The sequence below is a fragment of the Streptomyces sp. NPDC051913 genome, assembly GCF_044593635.1.
In the GTDB taxonomy this organism is placed as follows: Bacteria; Actinomycetota; Actinomycetes; order Streptomycetales; family Streptomycetaceae; genus Streptomyces.
The window spans coordinates 46,566-64,087 of sequence record NZ_JBIUCI010000020.1 but is presented as its reverse complement, the minus strand read 5'-3'; the positions used below and the strand labels follow the sequence as shown (position 1 = coordinate 64,087).

16 protein-coding genes are annotated in these 17,522 nt (G+C 71.8%); 8 read left to right on the top strand and 8 right to left on the bottom strand.

Features of this window, described 5'->3' with window-relative positions; genetic code table 11:
- Positions 1–90 precede the first annotated feature (90 nt).
- A complete protein-coding gene (locus ACIHIX_RS39915) occupies positions 91–1,521 on the bottom strand; it encodes a DHA2 family efflux MFS transporter permease subunit (protein WP_399965252.1) in 1,431 nt (476 codons plus the stop codon).
- Positions 1,522–1,724: 203 nt separating this feature from the next.
- On the opposite strand from ACIHIX_RS39915, the gene ACIHIX_RS39910 reads away from it, so the two are divergent.
- The gene (locus ACIHIX_RS39910; RefSeq protein WP_399965250.1) at positions 1,725–2,243 is read left to right on the top strand and encodes a MarR family winged helix-turn-helix transcriptional regulator; all 519 of its coding nucleotides are present in this window, start codon (positions 1,725–1,727) and stop codon (positions 2,241–2,243) included.
- Positions 2,244–2,254: 11 nt separating this feature from the next.
- On the opposite strand, the gene ACIHIX_RS39905 is transcribed toward ACIHIX_RS39910, so the two are convergent.
- Both ACIHIX_RS39905 and ACIHIX_RS39900 read right to left on the bottom strand, forming a co-directional pair.
- Positions 2,255–2,998, bottom strand: a complete 744-nt coding sequence (locus tag ACIHIX_RS39905) for a calcium-binding protein (protein WP_399965248.1) — start codon at positions 2,996–2,998, stop codon at positions 2,255–2,257.
- Positions 2,999–3,279: 281 nt separating this feature from the next.
- Positions 3,280–6,354, bottom strand: a complete 3,075-nt coding sequence (locus ACIHIX_RS39900; protein ID WP_399965246.1) for an NACHT domain-containing protein — start codon at positions 6,352–6,354, stop codon at positions 3,280–3,282.
- Positions 6,355–6,618: 264 nt separating this feature from the next.
- On the opposite strand from ACIHIX_RS39900, the gene ACIHIX_RS39895 reads away from it, so the two are divergent.
- Complete coding sequence (locus tag ACIHIX_RS39895) at positions 6,619–7,317, top strand: hypothetical protein (protein WP_399965244.1); 699 nt, start codon at positions 6,619–6,621, stop codon at positions 7,315–7,317.
- A gap of 169 nt (positions 7,318–7,486) precedes the next feature.
- On the opposite strand, the gene ACIHIX_RS39890 is transcribed toward ACIHIX_RS39895, so the two are convergent.
- A complete protein-coding gene (locus ACIHIX_RS39890) occupies positions 7,487–8,485 on the bottom strand; it encodes a mechanosensitive ion channel family protein (RefSeq protein WP_399965242.1) in 999 nt (332 codons plus the stop codon).
- A 692-nt stretch (positions 8,486–9,177) separates the two neighbouring features.
- Here ACIHIX_RS39890 and ACIHIX_RS39885 point away from each other — a divergent pair.
- The 5 genes from ACIHIX_RS39885 to ACIHIX_RS39865 all read left to right on the top strand — a co-directional run bounded on the left by ACIHIX_RS39885 (position 9,178) and on the right by ACIHIX_RS39865 (position 14,383).
- Entirely contained in the window at positions 9,178–9,600 is a 423-nt protein-coding gene (locus ACIHIX_RS39885; RefSeq protein WP_399965240.1) for a DUF6003 family protein, read from the top strand.
- A 127-nt stretch (positions 9,601–9,727) separates the two neighbouring features.
- Positions 9,728–10,234 carry an SRPBCC family protein gene (locus ACIHIX_RS39880; RefSeq protein WP_399965238.1) on the top strand — a complete coding sequence of 169 codons (507 nt, stop codon included), beginning with the start codon at positions 9,728–9,730 and terminating at the stop codon, positions 10,232–10,234.
- Between the two features lie 247 nt (positions 10,235–10,481).
- Positions 10,482–11,396: a diiron oxygenase gene (locus ACIHIX_RS39875; RefSeq protein ID WP_399965236.1), complete on the top strand. Its 915-nt coding sequence runs from the start codon at positions 10,482–10,484 to the stop codon at positions 11,394–11,396.
- A gap of 37 nt (positions 11,397–11,433) precedes the next feature.
- Positions 11,434–13,089: an FAD-dependent oxidoreductase gene (locus tag ACIHIX_RS39870; protein ID WP_399965234.1), complete on the top strand. Its 1,656-nt coding sequence runs from the start codon at positions 11,434–11,436 to the stop codon at positions 13,087–13,089.
- Positions 13,090–13,159: 70 nt separating this feature from the next.
- Positions 13,160–14,383, top strand: a complete 1,224-nt coding sequence (locus ACIHIX_RS39865) for a metallophosphoesterase (protein ID WP_399965232.1) — start codon at positions 13,160–13,162, stop codon at positions 14,381–14,383.
- A 15-nt stretch (positions 14,384–14,398) separates the two neighbouring features.
- Here ACIHIX_RS39865 and ACIHIX_RS39860 read toward each other — a convergent pair.
- Positions 14,399–15,330, bottom strand: a protein-coding gene (locus ACIHIX_RS39860; RefSeq protein ID WP_399965230.1) for an IS5 family transposase whose coding sequence is annotated in 2 segments (ribosomal slippage) — positions 14,399–14,935 and positions 14,938–15,330 — 930 coding nt in all. Because the reading frame shifts where the segments join, the coding sequence is not laid out codon by codon here.
- A 122-nt stretch (positions 15,331–15,452) separates the two neighbouring features.
- Between ACIHIX_RS39860 and ACIHIX_RS39855 the strand changes: the two genes are divergently transcribed.
- The gene (locus ACIHIX_RS39855; RefSeq protein WP_399965228.1) at positions 15,453–15,671 is read left to right on the top strand and encodes a DUF2283 domain-containing protein; all 219 of its coding nucleotides are present in this window, start codon (positions 15,453–15,455) and stop codon (positions 15,669–15,671) included.
- Positions 15,672–15,893: 222 nt separating this feature from the next.
- Here the strand turns inward: ACIHIX_RS39855 and ACIHIX_RS39850 are convergent, their stop codons facing one another.
- Genes ACIHIX_RS39850 through ACIHIX_RS39840 form a run of 3 tightly spaced genes read right to left on the bottom strand, consistent with a single transcriptional unit; the run spans position 15,894 to position 17,400 of the window.
- Positions 15,894–17,102: an RNA-guided endonuclease InsQ/TnpB family protein gene (locus ACIHIX_RS39850; protein WP_399965417.1), complete on the bottom strand. Its 1,209-nt coding sequence runs from the start codon at positions 17,100–17,102 to the stop codon at positions 15,894–15,896.
- Positions 17,099–17,257 (bottom strand): hypothetical protein, encoded by a 159-nt coding sequence (locus ACIHIX_RS39845; RefSeq protein ID WP_399965226.1) that lies wholly within the window; start codon positions 17,255–17,257, stop codon positions 17,099–17,101. Before ACIHIX_RS39845 ends, ACIHIX_RS39850 begins: the two co-directional genes overlap by 4 nt.
- Positions 17,230–17,400 carry a transposase gene (locus ACIHIX_RS39840; RefSeq protein ID WP_399965415.1) on the bottom strand — a complete coding sequence of 57 codons (171 nt, stop codon included), beginning with the start codon at positions 17,398–17,400 and terminating at the stop codon, positions 17,230–17,232. The genes ACIHIX_RS39845 and ACIHIX_RS39840 overlap by 28 nt, the downstream gene beginning before the upstream one ends.
- Positions 17,401–17,522 lie beyond the last annotated feature (122 nt).

The window sequence follows — 17,522 nt, the reverse complement described above, 5'->3', positions numbered from 1 at the left end:
CGTCCCGTCCCGCTCGGACAGGCACCCGCGGGCACCGCGAGTCACGCCTTCCCCGCAGAAGGGGGCGCGCTCGCGGTGTGCCGGAGGCGGTCAGGCGTCGACCGCCTCGCGCCGCGTGGCCGGCTGCGCCGACGCGGCGATGCGGGCCGCGCGGTCCGGCATGGTGAAGGCGAACAGCGCGGCGGCGGCGGAGACGGCCGCGAGCACGAGATAGGCGTGCTGGAAGGCGGAGACGGGCGGATGGGCGTCGGCGCCCGTGCCGACCGCGGTGGCCGAGGCCAGCACGACGGTGACCACCGCGGGGGCGGCGGCGTTGGCGGCCTGCCGTACGACGGTGTTGAGGGTCGAGGCGTGCGAGACGTCGGCCTTCGCTATGGCGGTGAACGAGGCGACGGTGGTGGGCATGAACACCCCTCCCATGGCCGCGCCGAGCAGGAACATCAGCCCCCGGAACGCCCACAGCGAGGACTCCGCGTCCAGCCGGGAGAAGGCGACCAGCACCAGCGCCACCCCGAGCAGTCCGCAGCCGGCGATGCGGCGCGGGCCGACCCTGGCGTAGAGCGGGCCGACGAGCTGGACGGTGAGCAGCACGCCGAGCGCCTCGGCGAAGGTGGCGGAACCGGACTCCCAGGCGCTCAGCCCCAGGCCCTCCTGGAGGAAGAGCGGGCCGAGGAACATCGCCCCCATGAACCCGATGAAGCCGATGAAGGCGGTGATGTTGGTGTCGCGGAACAGCCGGTCGGCGAAGAGGCGGACCCGCAGGGCGGGTTCGGGCACCCGCAGCTCGACCACAACGGCCGCCGCCAGCAGAACCGCGCCGCCGGTCAGCGCGGACAGCACCAGGGGACTCCCCCAGCCCATCTCGGCACCCTCGCTGACACCGAACATCAGCCCCGCGGTGCCGAACGCGGTGAGCACCAGGCCCGGCACATCGAGGCGCCCGGGGACGTGGTCCCGGTGCCGGTCGAGGAAGAGCAGCCCGAAGACCAGGACCGCGGCGCCGATCGGGAGGTTGGCGTAGAACACCCAGCGCCAGGACATGTGGTCGACGAGCCAGCCGGCCCCCATCGGAGCCAGGGCGGGTGCCACCTGCTGCGGGATGATCATGTAACGGGAGACCTTGACCTGCTCGGACAGGCTGAAGGTGCGGTAGAGCAGGGCCGCGGTGACCGGCAGCAGAATGCCGGCCGCCAGGCCCTGGAGGGCGCGCCAGGCGACGAGTTCGCCGAGCGAGCCGGCCGCGCCGCAGAGCCCGGAGGCGAGGGTGAAGACAGCGAACGAGACGAGTACCGTGCTCCTGCCGCCGAAGCGGTCACCGAGCCACGCCGAGACGGGGACGGCCAGGCCGACACAGACGGGGTAGACCACGACGACGGCGTCCAGGCCCGCGGTGGCGAGCCCGAAGTCCCGTCCGATCGAGGGCAGGGCGACAGTGGTCCCGGCTCCGTCCACGATGGACATGAACGCGGTGACCACACAGACGATGGGGACGACGATGCGCTGGTTGAGACGTACGGACACATGCTGAGCATACTCAGTATGAGTAACCTCAGTGTTTCCTGCAGCGGTTCCTGAAGTGGTTCCTGAAGTGGTTCCTGGAGCCTCCCGCCGCACCGGCGACGGCCGGTCGCCCGACGGTCCGCCGCCCGCATGCGATAGGAACGGACACGCGGCGCACAGCAGTTGTGGCCCGTGAAGACAGGCCGACGAGGACAGGAGCCACGGTGAGGGACGTACCGGGCAGCAGCGATCCACTGATCGACGAAATGTTCGCCACCACCCAGCGGCTGCGCTCCTACGTCGACGGACGGCTGGCCGAGAAGGGCACGTCCGTGGCACGGCTGCGCGCCCTGCGCTTCCTCGCCCACACCGCCGAGCCGATGCGGATGCGCGACCTCAGCGACATGCTGGGCATCGCCGCCCGCACGGCGACCAGCCTGGTCGACGCCCTGGAGCGGGACGGCCTGGTGGCACGGCTGCCCCACCCCACCGACCGCCGCGCCCACCTCCTCGCCCTCACCGACGCGGGCCGCTTGCGCCACCAGGAGGCGGAGGACCTGGACCGCGAGGCGCTGAGCACGGCCACCGGCGCCCTCACCGCCGAGGACCGCACCACCCTGCGCACCCTGCTCGGCCGGATCCGCGACACGGTCGAGGCCGCCCCGAGGCACCCCCGGCCCGCCGATGATCGCCAGTCACGTGAGCCGGCCCGAGCGAGGCCAGGGATGAAGGGTGGTGCGTGACGTACGCCGGTTCAGGAGCGTACGTCCACGAAGTCGCCGGCGGCCTTGGCCGGACCGGTGGTGGCGGACCCGGTGAAGTTCCAACGCCAGTAGCCGTCCTTGACCGCCTTGACCGTGGTGCGCAGCGTGCCCGTGCTGCTGGTGTTCACCGTGGCGACCGTGGTGTAGGTGCTGCTGCCCTTGGGCCGGAACTGCAGCTTCACCGCCCGGCCCGCGTACCCCGCGTACCGGTAGGTGTCCCAGTTGGCCCGCACCAGCTTGCCGGTGACGGTGATACGGGCGCCCTTCGCCACCGGTTCCGGGGCCGCGTTGACGGTGAGCCGCGCGGCGCGCTTGAGGGCGAACGACCCCGCGCCGGGCGCGAAGACGGAACCGCCGTCGACCGCGTCGGCCAACGCGTCCACCGACCAGGTCCCCGCGTTGGCGTTGGCCAGGTCCACCGGATCGTCGCTGCCGGGAGCCAGGTGGGCGTTGACGGTGAACGCCGTGGTGCAGGCCGTCGGAGACTCGCAGTACGCGTCGGTGGTGTAGAAGCCTCCGTGAGGCCCCTTCAGGTCCACGTCGACGAAGGACAGCCCGGAGTCGTCAGAGCCGGTCACCGTGACCGGGAACGTCACGTCGCGCGTGATGCCCACGATGACGTCGTGCCCCGAGTTGACCACCGCACCGCTGACCACCGGATCAGTGGCCGAAGCGCCGGTCGCGGCATCAGCCGTGGTCCCCGCTCCCACCAGCACGACGGCGACGGTGCCCACGAGGGCACCACGCTTCGCGACGCTCCGGACGGGCCCGCGCGACACGGCGCGGGCGGGCCGGGAGACCTCGCGCCCGCCGGTCCGTCTTTCGTCGGTCGGTGCGACGTATCGCCTCATCATTCCTCCACGGAGAACGCATCGTGCCCACCAACCACTGCGCCGGCCAAGGAAGTTGACGGCGGGTACGGCAGACGGGTCTGTGTCGTCTCCTACGACCAGCGAACCGGCCGGATCGTTGCCCTGCCGGAAGGACCGACTCGAACACTCGGACTACCCGCTGCCTAGAGCCTGTCCGCCCCGTCCCCGCCGATCCCCAGGTTCGCCCCGTCAGCTGCCGTACCGCCGTCCGACAAACGAGGGCGCCCGACCTCCGCCTGGGCGGGAAGCGGCGAGCCCTCGACCGGGTCGTCGCCCACGAGATGCGCGTGCAGCCGCACATGACGGAACTCGAAACTCGCCCCGTTCTGTCGCAACACCCCGCGCCGGTGGGCGTCTTCGAGGAAGGTCATCAACCGCCACGGCAACCGGCCCGTCATGGCGAGCCAGACACGGGTCACGGTGAACCGGCCCCAGGCACTCAAGGACAGCGCCGCGGTGCCCAGCGGGAGCCACAACTGGGTGCCGACGTGCACCAGACCGCCCCGATCGCCGGGCAGCGCCGCCAGCGGCACACAGACCAGCCCGACCAGCAACGCCACGGCGCCGCCCCGGGTGAACGACGCGGTCCGGTCCGTGCGCAGCGAGGAGGCGGGGCCGGCCGCGCGCATCACGTCCGAGGGCACGCTCAGTGCGCGGTACACCCCGCACACACACCCTCCGACCACTCCGATGAGTGCCCCCGCGGCGAGCAGCGGCGGCAGCGTCCGCACCAGGAGACCGGTCACCGGGCCCTGAGCCAGCCACCCGCGTGCCGCCGGCGGCAGCGCCGAGCGCAGGTTGGCGGCGTACGCCACCGTCGTGACCTCAACAGGCCTCTTCGTGCCGCTCGTCGTGACGGTCGGCCCGGGTGTACGGCCGGACACCGAGCCGCTGCCCGCCAGGGTGAGGCGGACGGCCACGGCACCGCCCCGGGACTCGAACACCGTGCGCAGCGAAGTGAAGGGGACACACCTGCGGCTGTCCAGCAGGGGCAGCGTGCAGTCCGACGGTCGCGCCCCCTCGGGGTAGGCCACCGGCCTGGCGCCGCCGCCGGGGATCAGCAGCGTGCCCCGCAGCGGCCGTACCGTGACCGCCGTTCTCACCCCGTGCCGATCCGCGAACCGCCAACCGTCGAACCGCCGTCCGGCGAGATCGGCCGCGGAGGCCGACTTCGCCGCGGTCACCGCCACCGCGCTCAGTCCCGCTGCCGCACAGGCGCTCACGCCGATCACCAGCGCCGCGGCGGTGCCCCGCGTGACGCCGACCACGAAGCGCCGCGCCACCCGCCCGGCTCGTACCGGGTGCGGACTGTCCCGCGCGGCCCTGCTGGTGGCGCCCGCCAGCAGGGCCACACCCGCCGCCGCGCAGGTGGTGCCGACCGGTGCGGTCCACACGCTGCCGGTCCGGCCCGCCAGCGCCAGGCCCGTCGTCCCCGCCCCGCCGAGCAGCAGTGCCGATCCGCAGACCCGGGCCGACGCCCGCCCGGCGGAGCCGCTCCAGGGCAGGCTGAGCGGTGTCGGTCGCTGCGGCAGGCCCGCGATGCCGAAGAAGAGAGTGAACAGCATCGCGAACAGACAGCCGCCGAGCAGATCGGGCAGCCACCCGTCGCTCACCCCGCCGAAGCGGAACCCGAGCCGCAGGTCGTCGGCCCAGGCGAAGCCGGCCCACAGGAGCACGCTCACACCGACGGTGACAAGTCCCTGCCGTACGAGGAAGCGTGTGTCCCGCCGACCGGCCACCGGCGGCAGGAGAAGGTGCGCCCCGAAGGCGAACCCGATGGTCTGTCCGGCCAGCGCCGCGACCACGGACACCAGATCCTCCGCGCCCGCCAGGTCACTGGCCGTGCGGGCCACAGCGACGGGCAGGACGAGGACGGAGAGCGCCACCATGGCCAGCAGTCCGGGCGCGTACAGGGCCAGCGTCCTGGGCAGTAACGAATCCAGTTCCCACCAGGCCAGCCGCCCGCCGCCCCGTCGCCGGCCGGCACGGGCCAGCAGTGCCAGCCGTCGCACGGCGGTCTCGGCCGCCCGGGGCCCCGCGTCCGCGAACGCGGCGGGCACGAACGCCGTCAGCAGATGCTCCTCGACGCTCGCCGCACTGGTGAAGCGGTCCCGGTCGAGCAGTTCGGACGGGTCACGGGAGGTGTCGCCGTAGACGGCGCGGGCGAGGGCCACCATGAGAGGAGTGGTGAGTGCTCGCGCGGCGGGTGACGCCGGTGACCGGACGAGCCGGTTCAGCACCGGGGTCCACACCGTGCCGAGTTCCTCGTCGTCCAGGCGCAGCGGCCGCGCGGTCCGCTCCAGATGGGCGGCTGCCCGGTCGAGGGGAAGCGGTCGCAGCTCGACGACCTCGGCGGCGGTGAGCACATCGCCTTCGGTGACCGCCGTCTCCCACGCCTCACGGCGGCTGGTCAGCAGCAGCGGCAGGTCGGCTGCCAGCTCCGCGTTGACACGGCGTACGGCTTCCCCCTGGGCGGACCGGGGCAGTTCGTCGAAGCCGTCCAGGACCGGAAGGACAAGGTCGGTGTCGAGCAGGACACGGGCGAGGGAACGCCGGTCGTCGACCGCGGCGCCCAGGGGCGGGTAGTCCGCGGCGAGCCGGGTGGCCATCCAGTCCCGCAGTCCGGTGCACCGGACGTCCCAGCCGGCCAGGGGAAAGATCACCGGCACCGGATCACCGGGGCGCCGAGCGGCGATCCGGTCGAGGACGAAACGGATGGCCAGCACGCTCTTGCCGGTGCCGGGCCCGCCGAGCACCACCAGACGCCGGCTGGGCAGGGCGGGGAGCGCCCCGATGACCTCCTCGTCCCCACCCTCGCGCGGCGCGGGCAGGAGCGGGCGCCGCCGGATGTTCCGCGCGTGGTCGGCCAGGCGCCGCTCCGCCGGCTCCCACTCCACGTCGAGGGGCACCGGATCCTGGAGCCGGCGCAACCGCGCCTCGGTCCCCCACTGCTCCCGTACGGCATCGGCGAGCGAGTCGGCGGCCCGTCGCCGGATCTCGGCGTCGGACAGGCCCGCCGTCCCGGCGTCGCTGCGCACGAGGTCGGTCACGAGTGCGGCCACCGACACGAAGGCGCCGATCGCCGACACCAGTACGCCCGCGGTCGCCGTGTCGTCCCACCAGATCCGCAGCGAGCCCGCCAGACCCGCCAGGGAGACCCCGCAGACGGCGAACCCCAACCGTCGTCGCAGACGGGCACTGTGCCATCCCCCGTGCATATGACCGCCCTCTGCGCACCGACTCCGGCGCCGTACCGCTGTGTCGAAGGCACCTGTTCTAGCCGACGGGGTCGACGGCGAAGGGCCTGTTCGAAACACGTGTGAGGGAGCGCGTGGAGGTACTCAAGGGGCGGACAGGAGTGCACTGCACCGCCCGCGGCACAGTCGTCGGGCATGCACGTCCAGCACATGATGGGGCTGGATACGATCTTCACCGCACGTCGAGCGATGCCACCACCTCCCTCACCCCTCCGGGACCAGCACATGAACTCTCGTCCGCCGACCCGCGACCCGGCGGGGCCGGTGTCCCTCGGTGAGGCCGGGCGCGCCCTGCGCGCGGGGGCTGCCGTGGTGTTCCCCAACCCTGCCCCGCTCACCCACGTGGTCGCCGCCCTGCGGGCCCGGACCGTGAACGAGGCCAAGGGCCGCCCCGCCGGTCAGCCGGTCGCCCTGTGGGCCCATCATCCCGACACGGTGCAACAGTTGGACGGGATCTGGGGGCTGGAGCCGGGACCGGCGGCGACAGCGCGCCGGCTGCTGGTCGAGCGGCTCCTCACCCTGCTCGTGCCGGTGCGTGACCCCGCTGAACTGCCCGGTTGGACGCAACCGGCGGTCAAGGACGGCTGGATGCTGATGTTCGGCGCCCGCTGGCGGCCCCTGCGTCCCCTGCTCGACGAACACCCCGTCCTCTACGTCAGCAGTGCCAACCGCACGGGGCGGGCACCGGCCGCCGGCACCGCCGACGCCCTCGCGATGTTCCCCGCCGCGGTACCCGTCCTCGCCGTGCCGCCGAGCGGACCGGCGGCCGGGGCGGAGCGGAGCGCCTCCGGCCCGCGGATGGCCACGACCACCGTGCGTATGCATCCCGACGGCCGACTGGAGCTGCACCGACACGGCGCCCAGGACCGGGACTTCGCCGACGCCGAGGGGTACCTGGAACACCTGCGCAGAAGCGCGCGCTGACGAAGAAGTCCGGGTCGTGCGCGGGAGGGTGCGGGACTGTCGGACCTCGTACGGGGCGAAGAGTTCGAGGTGCCCGCAGACCTCGCACGGGTAGGCGTCGATCTGGCATCGGGGCCGCCCCCAGCGTCCGGCTCCGCCGCGGAGCACCCGTTCCAGCGGGCCGGGTCGTTCAACTCACCGGGACCTGAGCCGGCTTGTCCGTGCGCAGCCAGACGGTGTGCTGCGGGAACGGGATGTCGATACCGGCCTCGTCGAGCGCGCCCTTGACCCGGCGGCGCAACTCCCGCGTGACGCCCCACTGCTGCTGGGGAACCGTCTTGACGGCGAGCCGTACGACGATGCCGTCCGCGTCCAGGGACTGCACCCCCCACACCGACGGGTCCTCCAGCAGCAGGTCCGTGAACGCCGCGTCCTGACGCAGCTCCTGGCCGGTCTCCTCCAGCACCCGCTGCACCGTGTCGAGGTCGGCCGCGTGGGAGACGGGAATGTCCAGGACGGCTCGCGCCCAGTCCTGACTGTCGTTGCGGACCCGCAGGATCTCCCCGTTGCGGATGTGCCACAGACCGCCGTTGAGGTCGCGCACATGCGTCAGCCGCAGACCTACGTGCTCGACCTCACCCACGGCTTCGCCGAGGTCCACGGAGTCGCCGACGCCGTACTGGTCCTCGATCATGATCAGCAGCCCGGAGAGGTAGTCGGCGACCAGGCTCTGAGCGCCGAAGCCGATCGCCAGACCGACCACGCCCGCACTGGCCAGCAGCGGCCCCAGCGCGATGCCGACCTGGTCGAGCACCATCGCCACGCCGACCAGCGACAGCATGATCGTCACGCTGCTGCCGAGGACCGTGCCGATGGTGCGGGCCCGCTGCTCGCGGCGCTGCCGGGCCCGGGAGCGGTCCCGTTGCAGAACGGCGAGCCCCCGCCCGTGGCGCCTCGGCGTCCTGGCCTCGCCCTCCCCCGTCGAGGGCTCCAGCACATGGCGCACGACCCGGGTGATGGCCCGCCCGGCCACCCAGCGGACCACGGCCAGCACCACGATGATCAGCCCGATGCGCAGGGGTATCTCGATCAGCGCGGCGGTGTGGTCGCCGAACCAGTGCGTCCAGCCTGCGGCGAGCTGGGGGTCGGCGTGCGGGGCTGGGCCGGCGGGTGAGGGTGTCGTCGGCACGGTGTTCTCCGTTCCTCGGCTACGGAAGGTCGTCGACCGCGCCTACCCAGACGGCACGCAAGCATGAGCCTCGGCGTCGGGAGGGCTAACGGGGTGGCTGAGTGGGGTGTGGGGCGGGGTGGAGGAGGCGCGGTGCAGGGCGGCGGGCGGCCGGTCGCTCGTCGGCGGACCGGTGCCGAGGGGGCCGGAACCACGCCTAGCGGGCCGAGGCGGAGACGGACGGCACCCCAGGACCGGCACCGGACGGGACGGGGACACGTAGTTCCCTACGAACTGGCACCGGACGGGACGGGGACACGTAGTTCCCTACGAACTGGCACCGGCCGGGCCGGAGACAGGCAGGCGCCCTACGAATCGGCACCGACCGGCCAGGGACGGGCCAGCGCCAAGAGGCCGACGCCGATCGGGCCTGCGCCAGCACCAGCCCGGCCCTGATCGACCCGGCTCTGGCCAGGAGGCCAGCCCCGGAGGCCACTCCCGGCCCGGCCAACCCCGGCCCGGCCAATCCCGGCCCGGCCAACCCCGGTCAGGCGTACCCCGTCCGGCCAACCCCGATCCGGCCAGCCCCGGTCGGGCCAAGGCCCGCGTGGCGTCGAGCATCGAGCATCCCCACCGGACCAGACGTAAGACGCCCGTCGGCGGGTATCTGTGCCGCCGTCAACATCACAACTTCACGCGTGAGGAACCCCAGGATGACCGACGACGCCTACCTCGTCCTGATCACCGCCACGGCCCCCGACCTCGGCGTACCGCCCGCGGCCGCCGGTGAACCGGCCTGCATGGAGACCCCGGCCGTACGGGCATGGCTACAGGCTCAAGGTGTTTCCGCGACGTCGCCGGATCTGCGCCTCGTGCCGCCGGAGGAGACGGCGGCCATCCCCGAGGACGCCGAGCGGATCCCCGTACCGCTCGGCGAGGAGGAGCTGATCCGGGTCCGCCACCAGCTCGCACCCGAGAACCTCGCTCGGCTGGAGGACGAACTCCTCGCCTACCGCTCCCGGGTCGACGGCCGCGACGCGCTGCTCACCCGGGCCCTGGCGGCGGGTGTACCGGCGCACCGTGTCGCGGAGTTGACCGGAGAGGACCTGTCCGTCGTCAAGGGCATGGCCCGCTGACCGTCCCCGCGGTCGGACGCGCCGGTGTGGGCCAGTGTCCTCATGACATGCTTCCTACCGGACGGTAGCTTCCTGGTTCGGAGGCTCCTCCGAACAGATTTCCTGGTCCCCGGTGGGAGGCAGCACAGTGGCCCGAGTGTTCACCGTCAGCAGCAGCATCGTCATCGACGTCACGCCCGAGGTCGCCTACGAGGCGGTGAGCCGCCCCGAGGACATGGGCCGTTGGAGCCCGGAGAACCTGGGGACGACCGCGGCGTCGGCGGGCGGCCCGGCGACCGTGGGCGGCGTCTTCACGGGACGCAACAAGCGAGGACGGTTCAGGTGGGTGACACGCTGCACCGTCACCGCGGCCGAGCCCGCCCGCCGGTTCGCCTTCCGCGTCCACGCGATCGGCGTCCGCACACCGTGGCTGCGCGGGCCGATCGCCACCTGGGAGTACCGCTTCGAGCGGGTCGACGCGGGCACCCGGGTGACGGAGATCTGGACCGACGACCGGCGCCGTTGGCCGACGTTCGTGGCGAACGCCTTCGACCGGGTGGCCACTTCGGGCCGGACCTTCGCCGCGTTCCAGGCCCGCAACATCGAGACCACGCTGCGCAACCTCAAGCGCGAACTGGAGTCGAAGGGCGCCTGAGCACGCCCTACTCACCACTCCCCGCTCCCCCGCTCGGGCCCGTGGGTCCAATCCGCCCCTTCCACGCGGACCAGCGTCGCACCCGGCACCGACGACATCCCTCTCACGGAACCTCCCGACGGTTCTTACCTACTCGGGGGTAGGCTCAGCGCGAGTGCTTGTTATACGTTCCGTCTAACAAGGGCCGGCGACACCCGCGCCCGTACGACGGAGCCCTTACGTCACTCGACACCGAGGAGTTGGGAGCATGGCAAGCAGCACGGTCCGGTCGGGAGCCGAGCAGGATGTCCAGGCCGCTGAAGTCGCCGGCCGACTGCTCGACTCGGCCCAGCAGTTGTCCTACGACCCCTTGAGCGAGGTGGACTGGGACACGCCTCTGGACGAGGACTTCCACGGCGCGAGCCCCGAGTGGAGCACCCTGTACGGGACGTCGTACTGGGCCGAGCTCACCGAGGCACAGCGCAAGGAGCTGACCAGGCAGGAGGCCGCCTCGGTCGCCAGCACCGGCATCTGGTTCGAGATGATCCTCCAGCAGCTCATCCTGCGGGACGTCTACGCCAAGGACCCGACGGACGAGACGGTCCAGTGGGCCCTCACCGAGATCGCGGACGAGTGCCGGCACTCGATCATGTTCGCCCGTGGTGCCAAGAAGCTCCGGGCCCCGGCCTACCGGCCGCACCGGGTGGCGGTCGAACTGGGCAGGGCGTTCAAGACCCTGGCGTTCGGCGAGGCCGCCTACGCGGCGATCCTCGTCGCCGAGGAGGTCCTGGACGTCATGCAGCGCGACTGGATGCGGGACGAGCGGGTCGTGCCGTTCGTGCGCACCATCAACAACATCCATGTGGTCGAGGAGTCCCGCCACATGAAGTTCGCGCGTGAGGAGACCCGCCGTCATCTGGCGAAGGCGGGCCGCGTGCGTCGGCGGATCCACGCGTTCGTGATCGCCGTGGCGGCGTACGTCATCGTCACGAGCATGGTGAACAAGGCCGTGTACGCCAACGCGGGACTGGACGCGAAGCGAGCCATCGCCGAGGCCCGTGGCAACGAGCACCACAAGGCGATGCTGCGTTCCAGCTGCGCCGGGCTGATGGAGTTCCTCGCCTCGGCCGGCCTGCTGACCAGGCCCGCCCTGGCCTTCTACAAGCGTGCTCACCTGATCTGACCGACCCCCGGCAGCGTTGCCGAGCAGAGCGGACACCATGACCTACGCGATCACCCAGACCTGCTGCGCCGACGCGACCTGCGTCGCCGTCTGCCCGGTCAACTGCATCCACCCCACCCCGCAGGAGCGGGAGTTCGGCAGCACCGAGATGCTCCATGTGGACCCCAGGGCCTGTATCGACTGCGGCGCCTGCGCGGACGCCTGTCCGGTGGACGCGATCTTCCCCGTGGACCGGCTGACCGGTCCGCAGAAGGCGTACGCCGAGATCAACGCCGCGTACTTCGACGGCACCCCGGCCCCCGCACCGGCCGCGGGCAGCCCCAACTTCCATGTGTGGGACCGGCCTTCGTTCGAGCGTGCCCTGCCCGCCGACTTCCGACCGCTGCGGGTGGCGATCGTCGGCACGGGACCGGCCGGTATGTACACCGCCCAGGATCTGCTGCTGCACACCAACGCGGAGGTCACGCTGATCGACCGGCTGCCGGTGGCCGGCGGACTGGTGCGGTACGGCGTCGCTCCCGACCATCCGACGACCAGGAAGATCGGCGACACCTTCGCCCGCTTCCACGACCACCCCCGGGTGCGGATGCTGCTGGGTCTGCGGGTCGGGGAGCAGGTGACCGCCGAGGAGCTGTCGGCCCACCACGACGCCGTGGTGTACGCGGTCGGCGCCGCCACCGACCGGCGCCTCGGCATCCCCGGCGAGGACCGCGTCGGCAGTGTGTCCGCGACGACGTTCGTCGCCTGGTACAACGCCCACCCCGATGTGGCGCCCGACGCGATCGACCTGTCCGCCGAGCGTGTCGTCGTGGTCGGCAACGGCAACGTCGCCCTCGACGTGGCTCGCATCCTGACCGGCGACCACGAGCGGCTGGCCGCCACCGACATCGCCGACCACGCCCTGCGTGCCCTGCGCGACTCCGCCGTCCGCGAGGTCGTGCTCCTGGGCCGCCGTGGGCCCGAGGACGCGGCCTGTACCCGGCCCGAACTCCTCGCGCTCGCCCAGCTCCCGGGCGTGCGGCTGGTCGTGGACGACCACGATCCTCGCGTGGGTGCGGCGATCGACTCGGCCGCGCCGGGCGAACTCGCGGCCCTGCTGCGGGAGGTGCCGCGCGAGAAGATCGACTGGTCCCGAACGCCCGGCGAGGGCAGGCGCATTGTGCTGCGCTTCCACTCCGAACCGCGGGAGATCGTCGGGGCCGAGGGCGAGGGCCCCGGCTCGGCCGTGAGCGCTGTCCGGGTCAGCGGTGCCGGCGGCGAGATCCTGCTCCCCGCCTCGACGGTCCTGCGGGCCATCGGCTACCGGGGAACGCCGGTGCCGGGGCTGCCGTTCGACGAGGCGACCGGGACCGTCCCGCACGAGGGGGGCCGGGTGACCGGCCTGCCCGGCACCTACGTCGTGGGGTGGATCAAGCGTGGTTCGTCGGGCGGTATCGGCGCGAACCGCACCTGCGCCGCCGAGACGGTGGGCACACTGATCGCCGACGCGGTCGAGGGCGCGCTGCCCCGGCCGACGCCTTCGGCCAAGGCGTTCGCGCGGCTGGCCCGGCGTCGGGCCCCGCAAATCGTGGACGCTCGCGGTATGGCGGCCATCGATCGGGCGGAGCGCGCCCTCGGTGACGGCAGGCCGCGTACCAAACTCGCGACCGTAGGTGAACTCATCAGCGCGTCGCGCCGCCGGGTGAGGCGCTGACCCACTCCGCCGTCCGCCTCCGACACGGCAAGGGGCATCATGTGGCGGACAGGACAGCAGGAGGAGCAGCGTGACCGACACCAGCGACACCCGACCCGCAGACGGTTCCGCGCGAGCGGCTCGACCGAGCCCGCTGCTCCGCCTGATGCGCTACCTGCCCCTGATCGCCCCCGTCCTGCTGTGGGCCGTGCCCTGCTGGGTGCTGCTGTACGGCGGTCAGGACTGGCCGCTGCCCGTCACAGTCGCCGGCACCGCTGGGTTCGGCGTCGGGCTGGTCGCCATGCCGCTCTCGATGGTGCGCGGTCACGGCCGACGCCAGCAGGACCGGGCGGCGATCGTGGGTGACTCCCTGCTGGGCGGCAGCTGGGTCCTGTTCACCTGGTCCGTGCTGCTCGGCGTCCTGCTGCGGTCGGCCCTGGCGGTGGCCGGTGTCGGCGACGGACAGGATCGAGCCCGCGTCGTGGCCTGGACCGTCCTCGGCGTGACCGCCGTGCTGCTCGGCTGGGGGTACTACGAGGCTCGCCGCGTGCCCCGGGTACGTCAACTGGACGTGACGCTCCCGCGGTTGGGGGCGGGGCTCGACGGCACCCGTGTCGCTCTCATCACCGACACGCATTACGGTCCCCTCGACCGCGCCCGCTGGTCGGCGCGGGTCTGCGAGGTGGTCAACACCCTGGAGGCGGACCTGGTCTGCCACACCGGCGACATCGCGGACGGCACGGCGGAACGCCGCCGCGCGCAGGCGGCCCCGCTCGGCACCGTGAAGGCCGCCCGGGCCCGGGTCTACGTCACCGGCAACCACGAGTACTACAGCGAGGCCCAGGGCTGGGTCGACCTGATGGACGAGCTGGGCTGGGAGCCGCTGCGCAACCGCCATCTGCTGCTCGAACGCGGCGGCGACACCCTCGTGGTCGCGGGCGTGGACGACGTCACCGCCGAATCCTCCGGCCTCGTCGGCCACCGCGCCCACCTGGCCGGTGCCCTGGACGGCGCCGACCCCGATCTTCCCGTTCTGCTCCTTGCCCATCAGCCCAAGTTCATCGACCGGGCCGCCGCCGCGGGCATCGACCTCCAGCTCTCCGGCCACACGCACGGCGGCCAGATCTGGCCCTTCCACCACCTGGTCCGGATCGACCAGCCCGCCCTCGCCGGCCTCACCCGCCACGGCGCCCGCACCCTCCTCTACACCAGCCGCGGCACCGGCTTCTGGGGCCCGCCCTTCCGCGTCTTCGCCCCCAGCGAGATCACCCTGCTCGTACTGCGCTCGCCACAGCAGCCCACCGCTCCTCACTAGGTTCCGTCCGGTCGATCATGTGCGGAGCCAGATGACGAGGGCGGCTGCGGTGACAGTACCGAGGTAGACGTGTCCGCGCTTGTCGTATCGGGTGGCGACGGCTCGGGCGTGCTTGAGCTTGTTGATGGCCCGTTCGACGGTGTTGCGCTTCTTGTACCGCTCCTCGTCGAAGCTCGATGGCCGTCCGCCGCGTGAGCCTTTGCGCAGGCGGGCGGCCCGGCTGTCGGCCTTCTCCCGGATCGTGTGCCGGATGCCGCGTCTGCGCAGGTAGGCACGGCACGGCCCGTTGCTGTACGCCTTGTCGCCAGCCAGGCTCTCGGGCGTCTTGCGGGGCCTGCCCAAACCGGTCCGTGGGACGCGGATCTTCTCCAGCACGGACTCGAACTGCGTGCAGTCGGCCCGCTGCCCCGCGGTGACGAGCAGGGACAGCGGGCGGCAGCGGCCGTCCGCACTCAGGTGGATCTTGGCGGTGAACCCGCCGCGCGAGCGGCCGAGCCCCTCGCCTCCTGCACCACCTCCGCCAGGCGGGCGAGGAGACTCTGCGACGGCGTTTCGTCCTGGTGTTCTCCTGACCCGGCCCCCTTTGACGCGAGGGCCGGCGGTGGATCGGTGCGGGCGCCAGCCGCGTGCTGGTGGGCCCGGACGATGGTGGAGTCCACCGAGACGTCCCAGTCGATGTCGCCGGCCGCGTCCGCCTGGGCCTGGACCCGCTGGAGCAGGCGCTCCCAGGTACCGTCGGCCGACCAGAGGCGGTGGCGCTCGTAGACGGTCTTCCACGGTCCGAACCGTTCGGGCAGGTCACGCCAGTGCACCCCGGTCCGCACCCGGTGCAGAATCCCGTCGATCACCTGCCGGTGGTCCCGCCACCGGCCACAACGCCTGTTGCTGACCGGCAGGACCGGCCGCAGCCGCTCCCACTCGGCATCCGTGAGATCTCCCCGCCCCATCCCCGATTCAACGACCAGATCGGGCGATAGTCACATGATCGACGGGGCGGAACCTGGGGCCTGTCCCCGCGATCTTGTGGCCGATAGCCTAGCTGGGCATCTGGTGCGATCGAGAGACGGGGATGAAGAGGATGCGGGTTACGTACGACGCCAAGGCAGGCATGGCCTACATCTACTTGGTCGATGCCGTTGCTCCTGGTGAAGCAGTACGGCAAGCGATCGCTGGCGATGACATGGCTGCGGTGCTCGACTTCGACGCGAACGGCCGGTTGTTGGGCGTTGAGCTCTCTACAAGGCGGTTGCACCCCAACCTCCTGGAAATCGCCGAGCAAATCGGGTGAGCCTTGCCTCTGGCTCCGCTCATGATCGCCAGGACAAGCTCTAGGCGAGGGCGCCGGCCGACGAAGTACTGGAAGTACTACTGGCGGCAAGGCCCTGCCCTCCTGGATTCTGGCCGCATGTGCCGGGCCGTGGGTCCTCCCATTGGGGCGACCACCTGACGACGGAGGCAGCAGTCGGTGACTCCACCCACGCGTGAACGCGCGGGCTTCCTGCGTTGGTGGCTAAGCCGCCGCGCAGAGGACCAGCCCGGCCCTGTTGAGGACGTTCGTCGCGCCGACGTGGTCCGCGTTCGCCGCGAACCCGCATCTGACGCATTCGAATCTCGCTTGGGTGACGCGGTTCTCCTTCGCGACATGCCCGCATTCGGGGCATGTGCGGGAGGTGTTGCGCGCGTCCACCGGGACCACGAGGCGACCGGCACTTTCAGCCTTGTTCGCCAGGATCTGGAGGAACTGCGCCCAACCCGCGTCGAGGATGCTGCGGTTGAGGCCGGCTTTCGCGGCAGCGCCGTTGGGCCGGAAGCTGCCGGGCTGTTCGGGGTCGGTGTTGGGTGCGGGGCTCTTGGTCATGCCCGCCGTGTTGAGCCGCTCGTGGGCGATCACGTTGTGGCCGGTGATCAGGGCGCGGGCGGTCTTGTGGTGGAAGTCGGCGCGCTGCCGCCTGATCCTGGCGTGCAGCTTGGCGACCTTCCGGGCCGCCGCGCGGTGGCGTTTGGTGCGCTGCCGGGTCCGCTTGGGGAACGTCGCGAGGTGCCGTTGCGCTTCGGCCAGCTCGTCGGCCATCGCGGTGAGGAATCGCGGGTTGGCGACGTGTTCGCCGTCCGAGGTGGTCAGGAAGTGGGTGACGCCAAGGTCGATGCCGACGATCGTCCCGGTGGGCGGCAGTTCCTCGGCGGGCACGTTGTCGCACGAGAGGACGACATACCAGCGGGTTCCCTCCCGCTTCACCGAGACCGTCTTGACCCGGCCGCGCACCGGCCGGTGCCGGTGCACACGGATATGCCCGACACCCTGGATGCGGACACGGGTGACGGGGTCGTGGGGCGTGGAGTCCCAGCGGCAGCCGTCGCCGTCCTTGGGGAAAATAACGGTGTCGAAGTGCCCGACGCCCTTGAAACGCGGGTAGCCCGGCGCCCGGCCGGCCCTGACCCGGCGGAAGAACGCCTGGAACGCCTTGTCCAGGCGGCGCAGGGTGGCTTGCTGGGAGGAGAACGACCAGCGGCCCTGCCCCTCGGGATCGAACGCCCGAATCTCCTTGAGCTGGGCAGACTGGCCGCCGTAGCGGACACTGGTCTTCGAAGTGTGCCGGTAGGCGTCACGGCGCTCTTGCAGCGCACCGTTGTACAAGGAGCAGTGATTCCGCAACATCTCGCCGAGCGCTGCCCTCTGACGGGCCGTGGGGCGCAGGAGGAACTTGTACGCGCGGATCACCAGCCGTCCCCCTTCCTCCACGGGCGCTCCCCGTGGGTGTTGATGTACTTCTCGACCGTGACTGCCGACACGTCGTCGGCCGAGGCAACGAAGTACGACGACGACCCATGCGTCGGCATCCGTGACTTCAAGTGCCCGAACTCCTCGCGCAGCACCGCGGGAGGTGAAGCCCTTTGAGCTGATCTGCCACGTACGAGGCCGACGACTTCGCATCGTGCTTGACGAACAGGTGCACGTGGTCGGGCATCGCCTCAAGAGCGATGATCTCCCACCCGCGTTCGTCTGCCTTGTGCCGGATCAGTTCGTCCAGCCGTTCCGCGACCCGGCCGCCGAGGAGCCGGACAGCGGTACCTCGGGCACCACACCACGTACAGCCCGAGACCGTACACCCCGCCGGAGAATCGGCGAACCTTCCCGGTC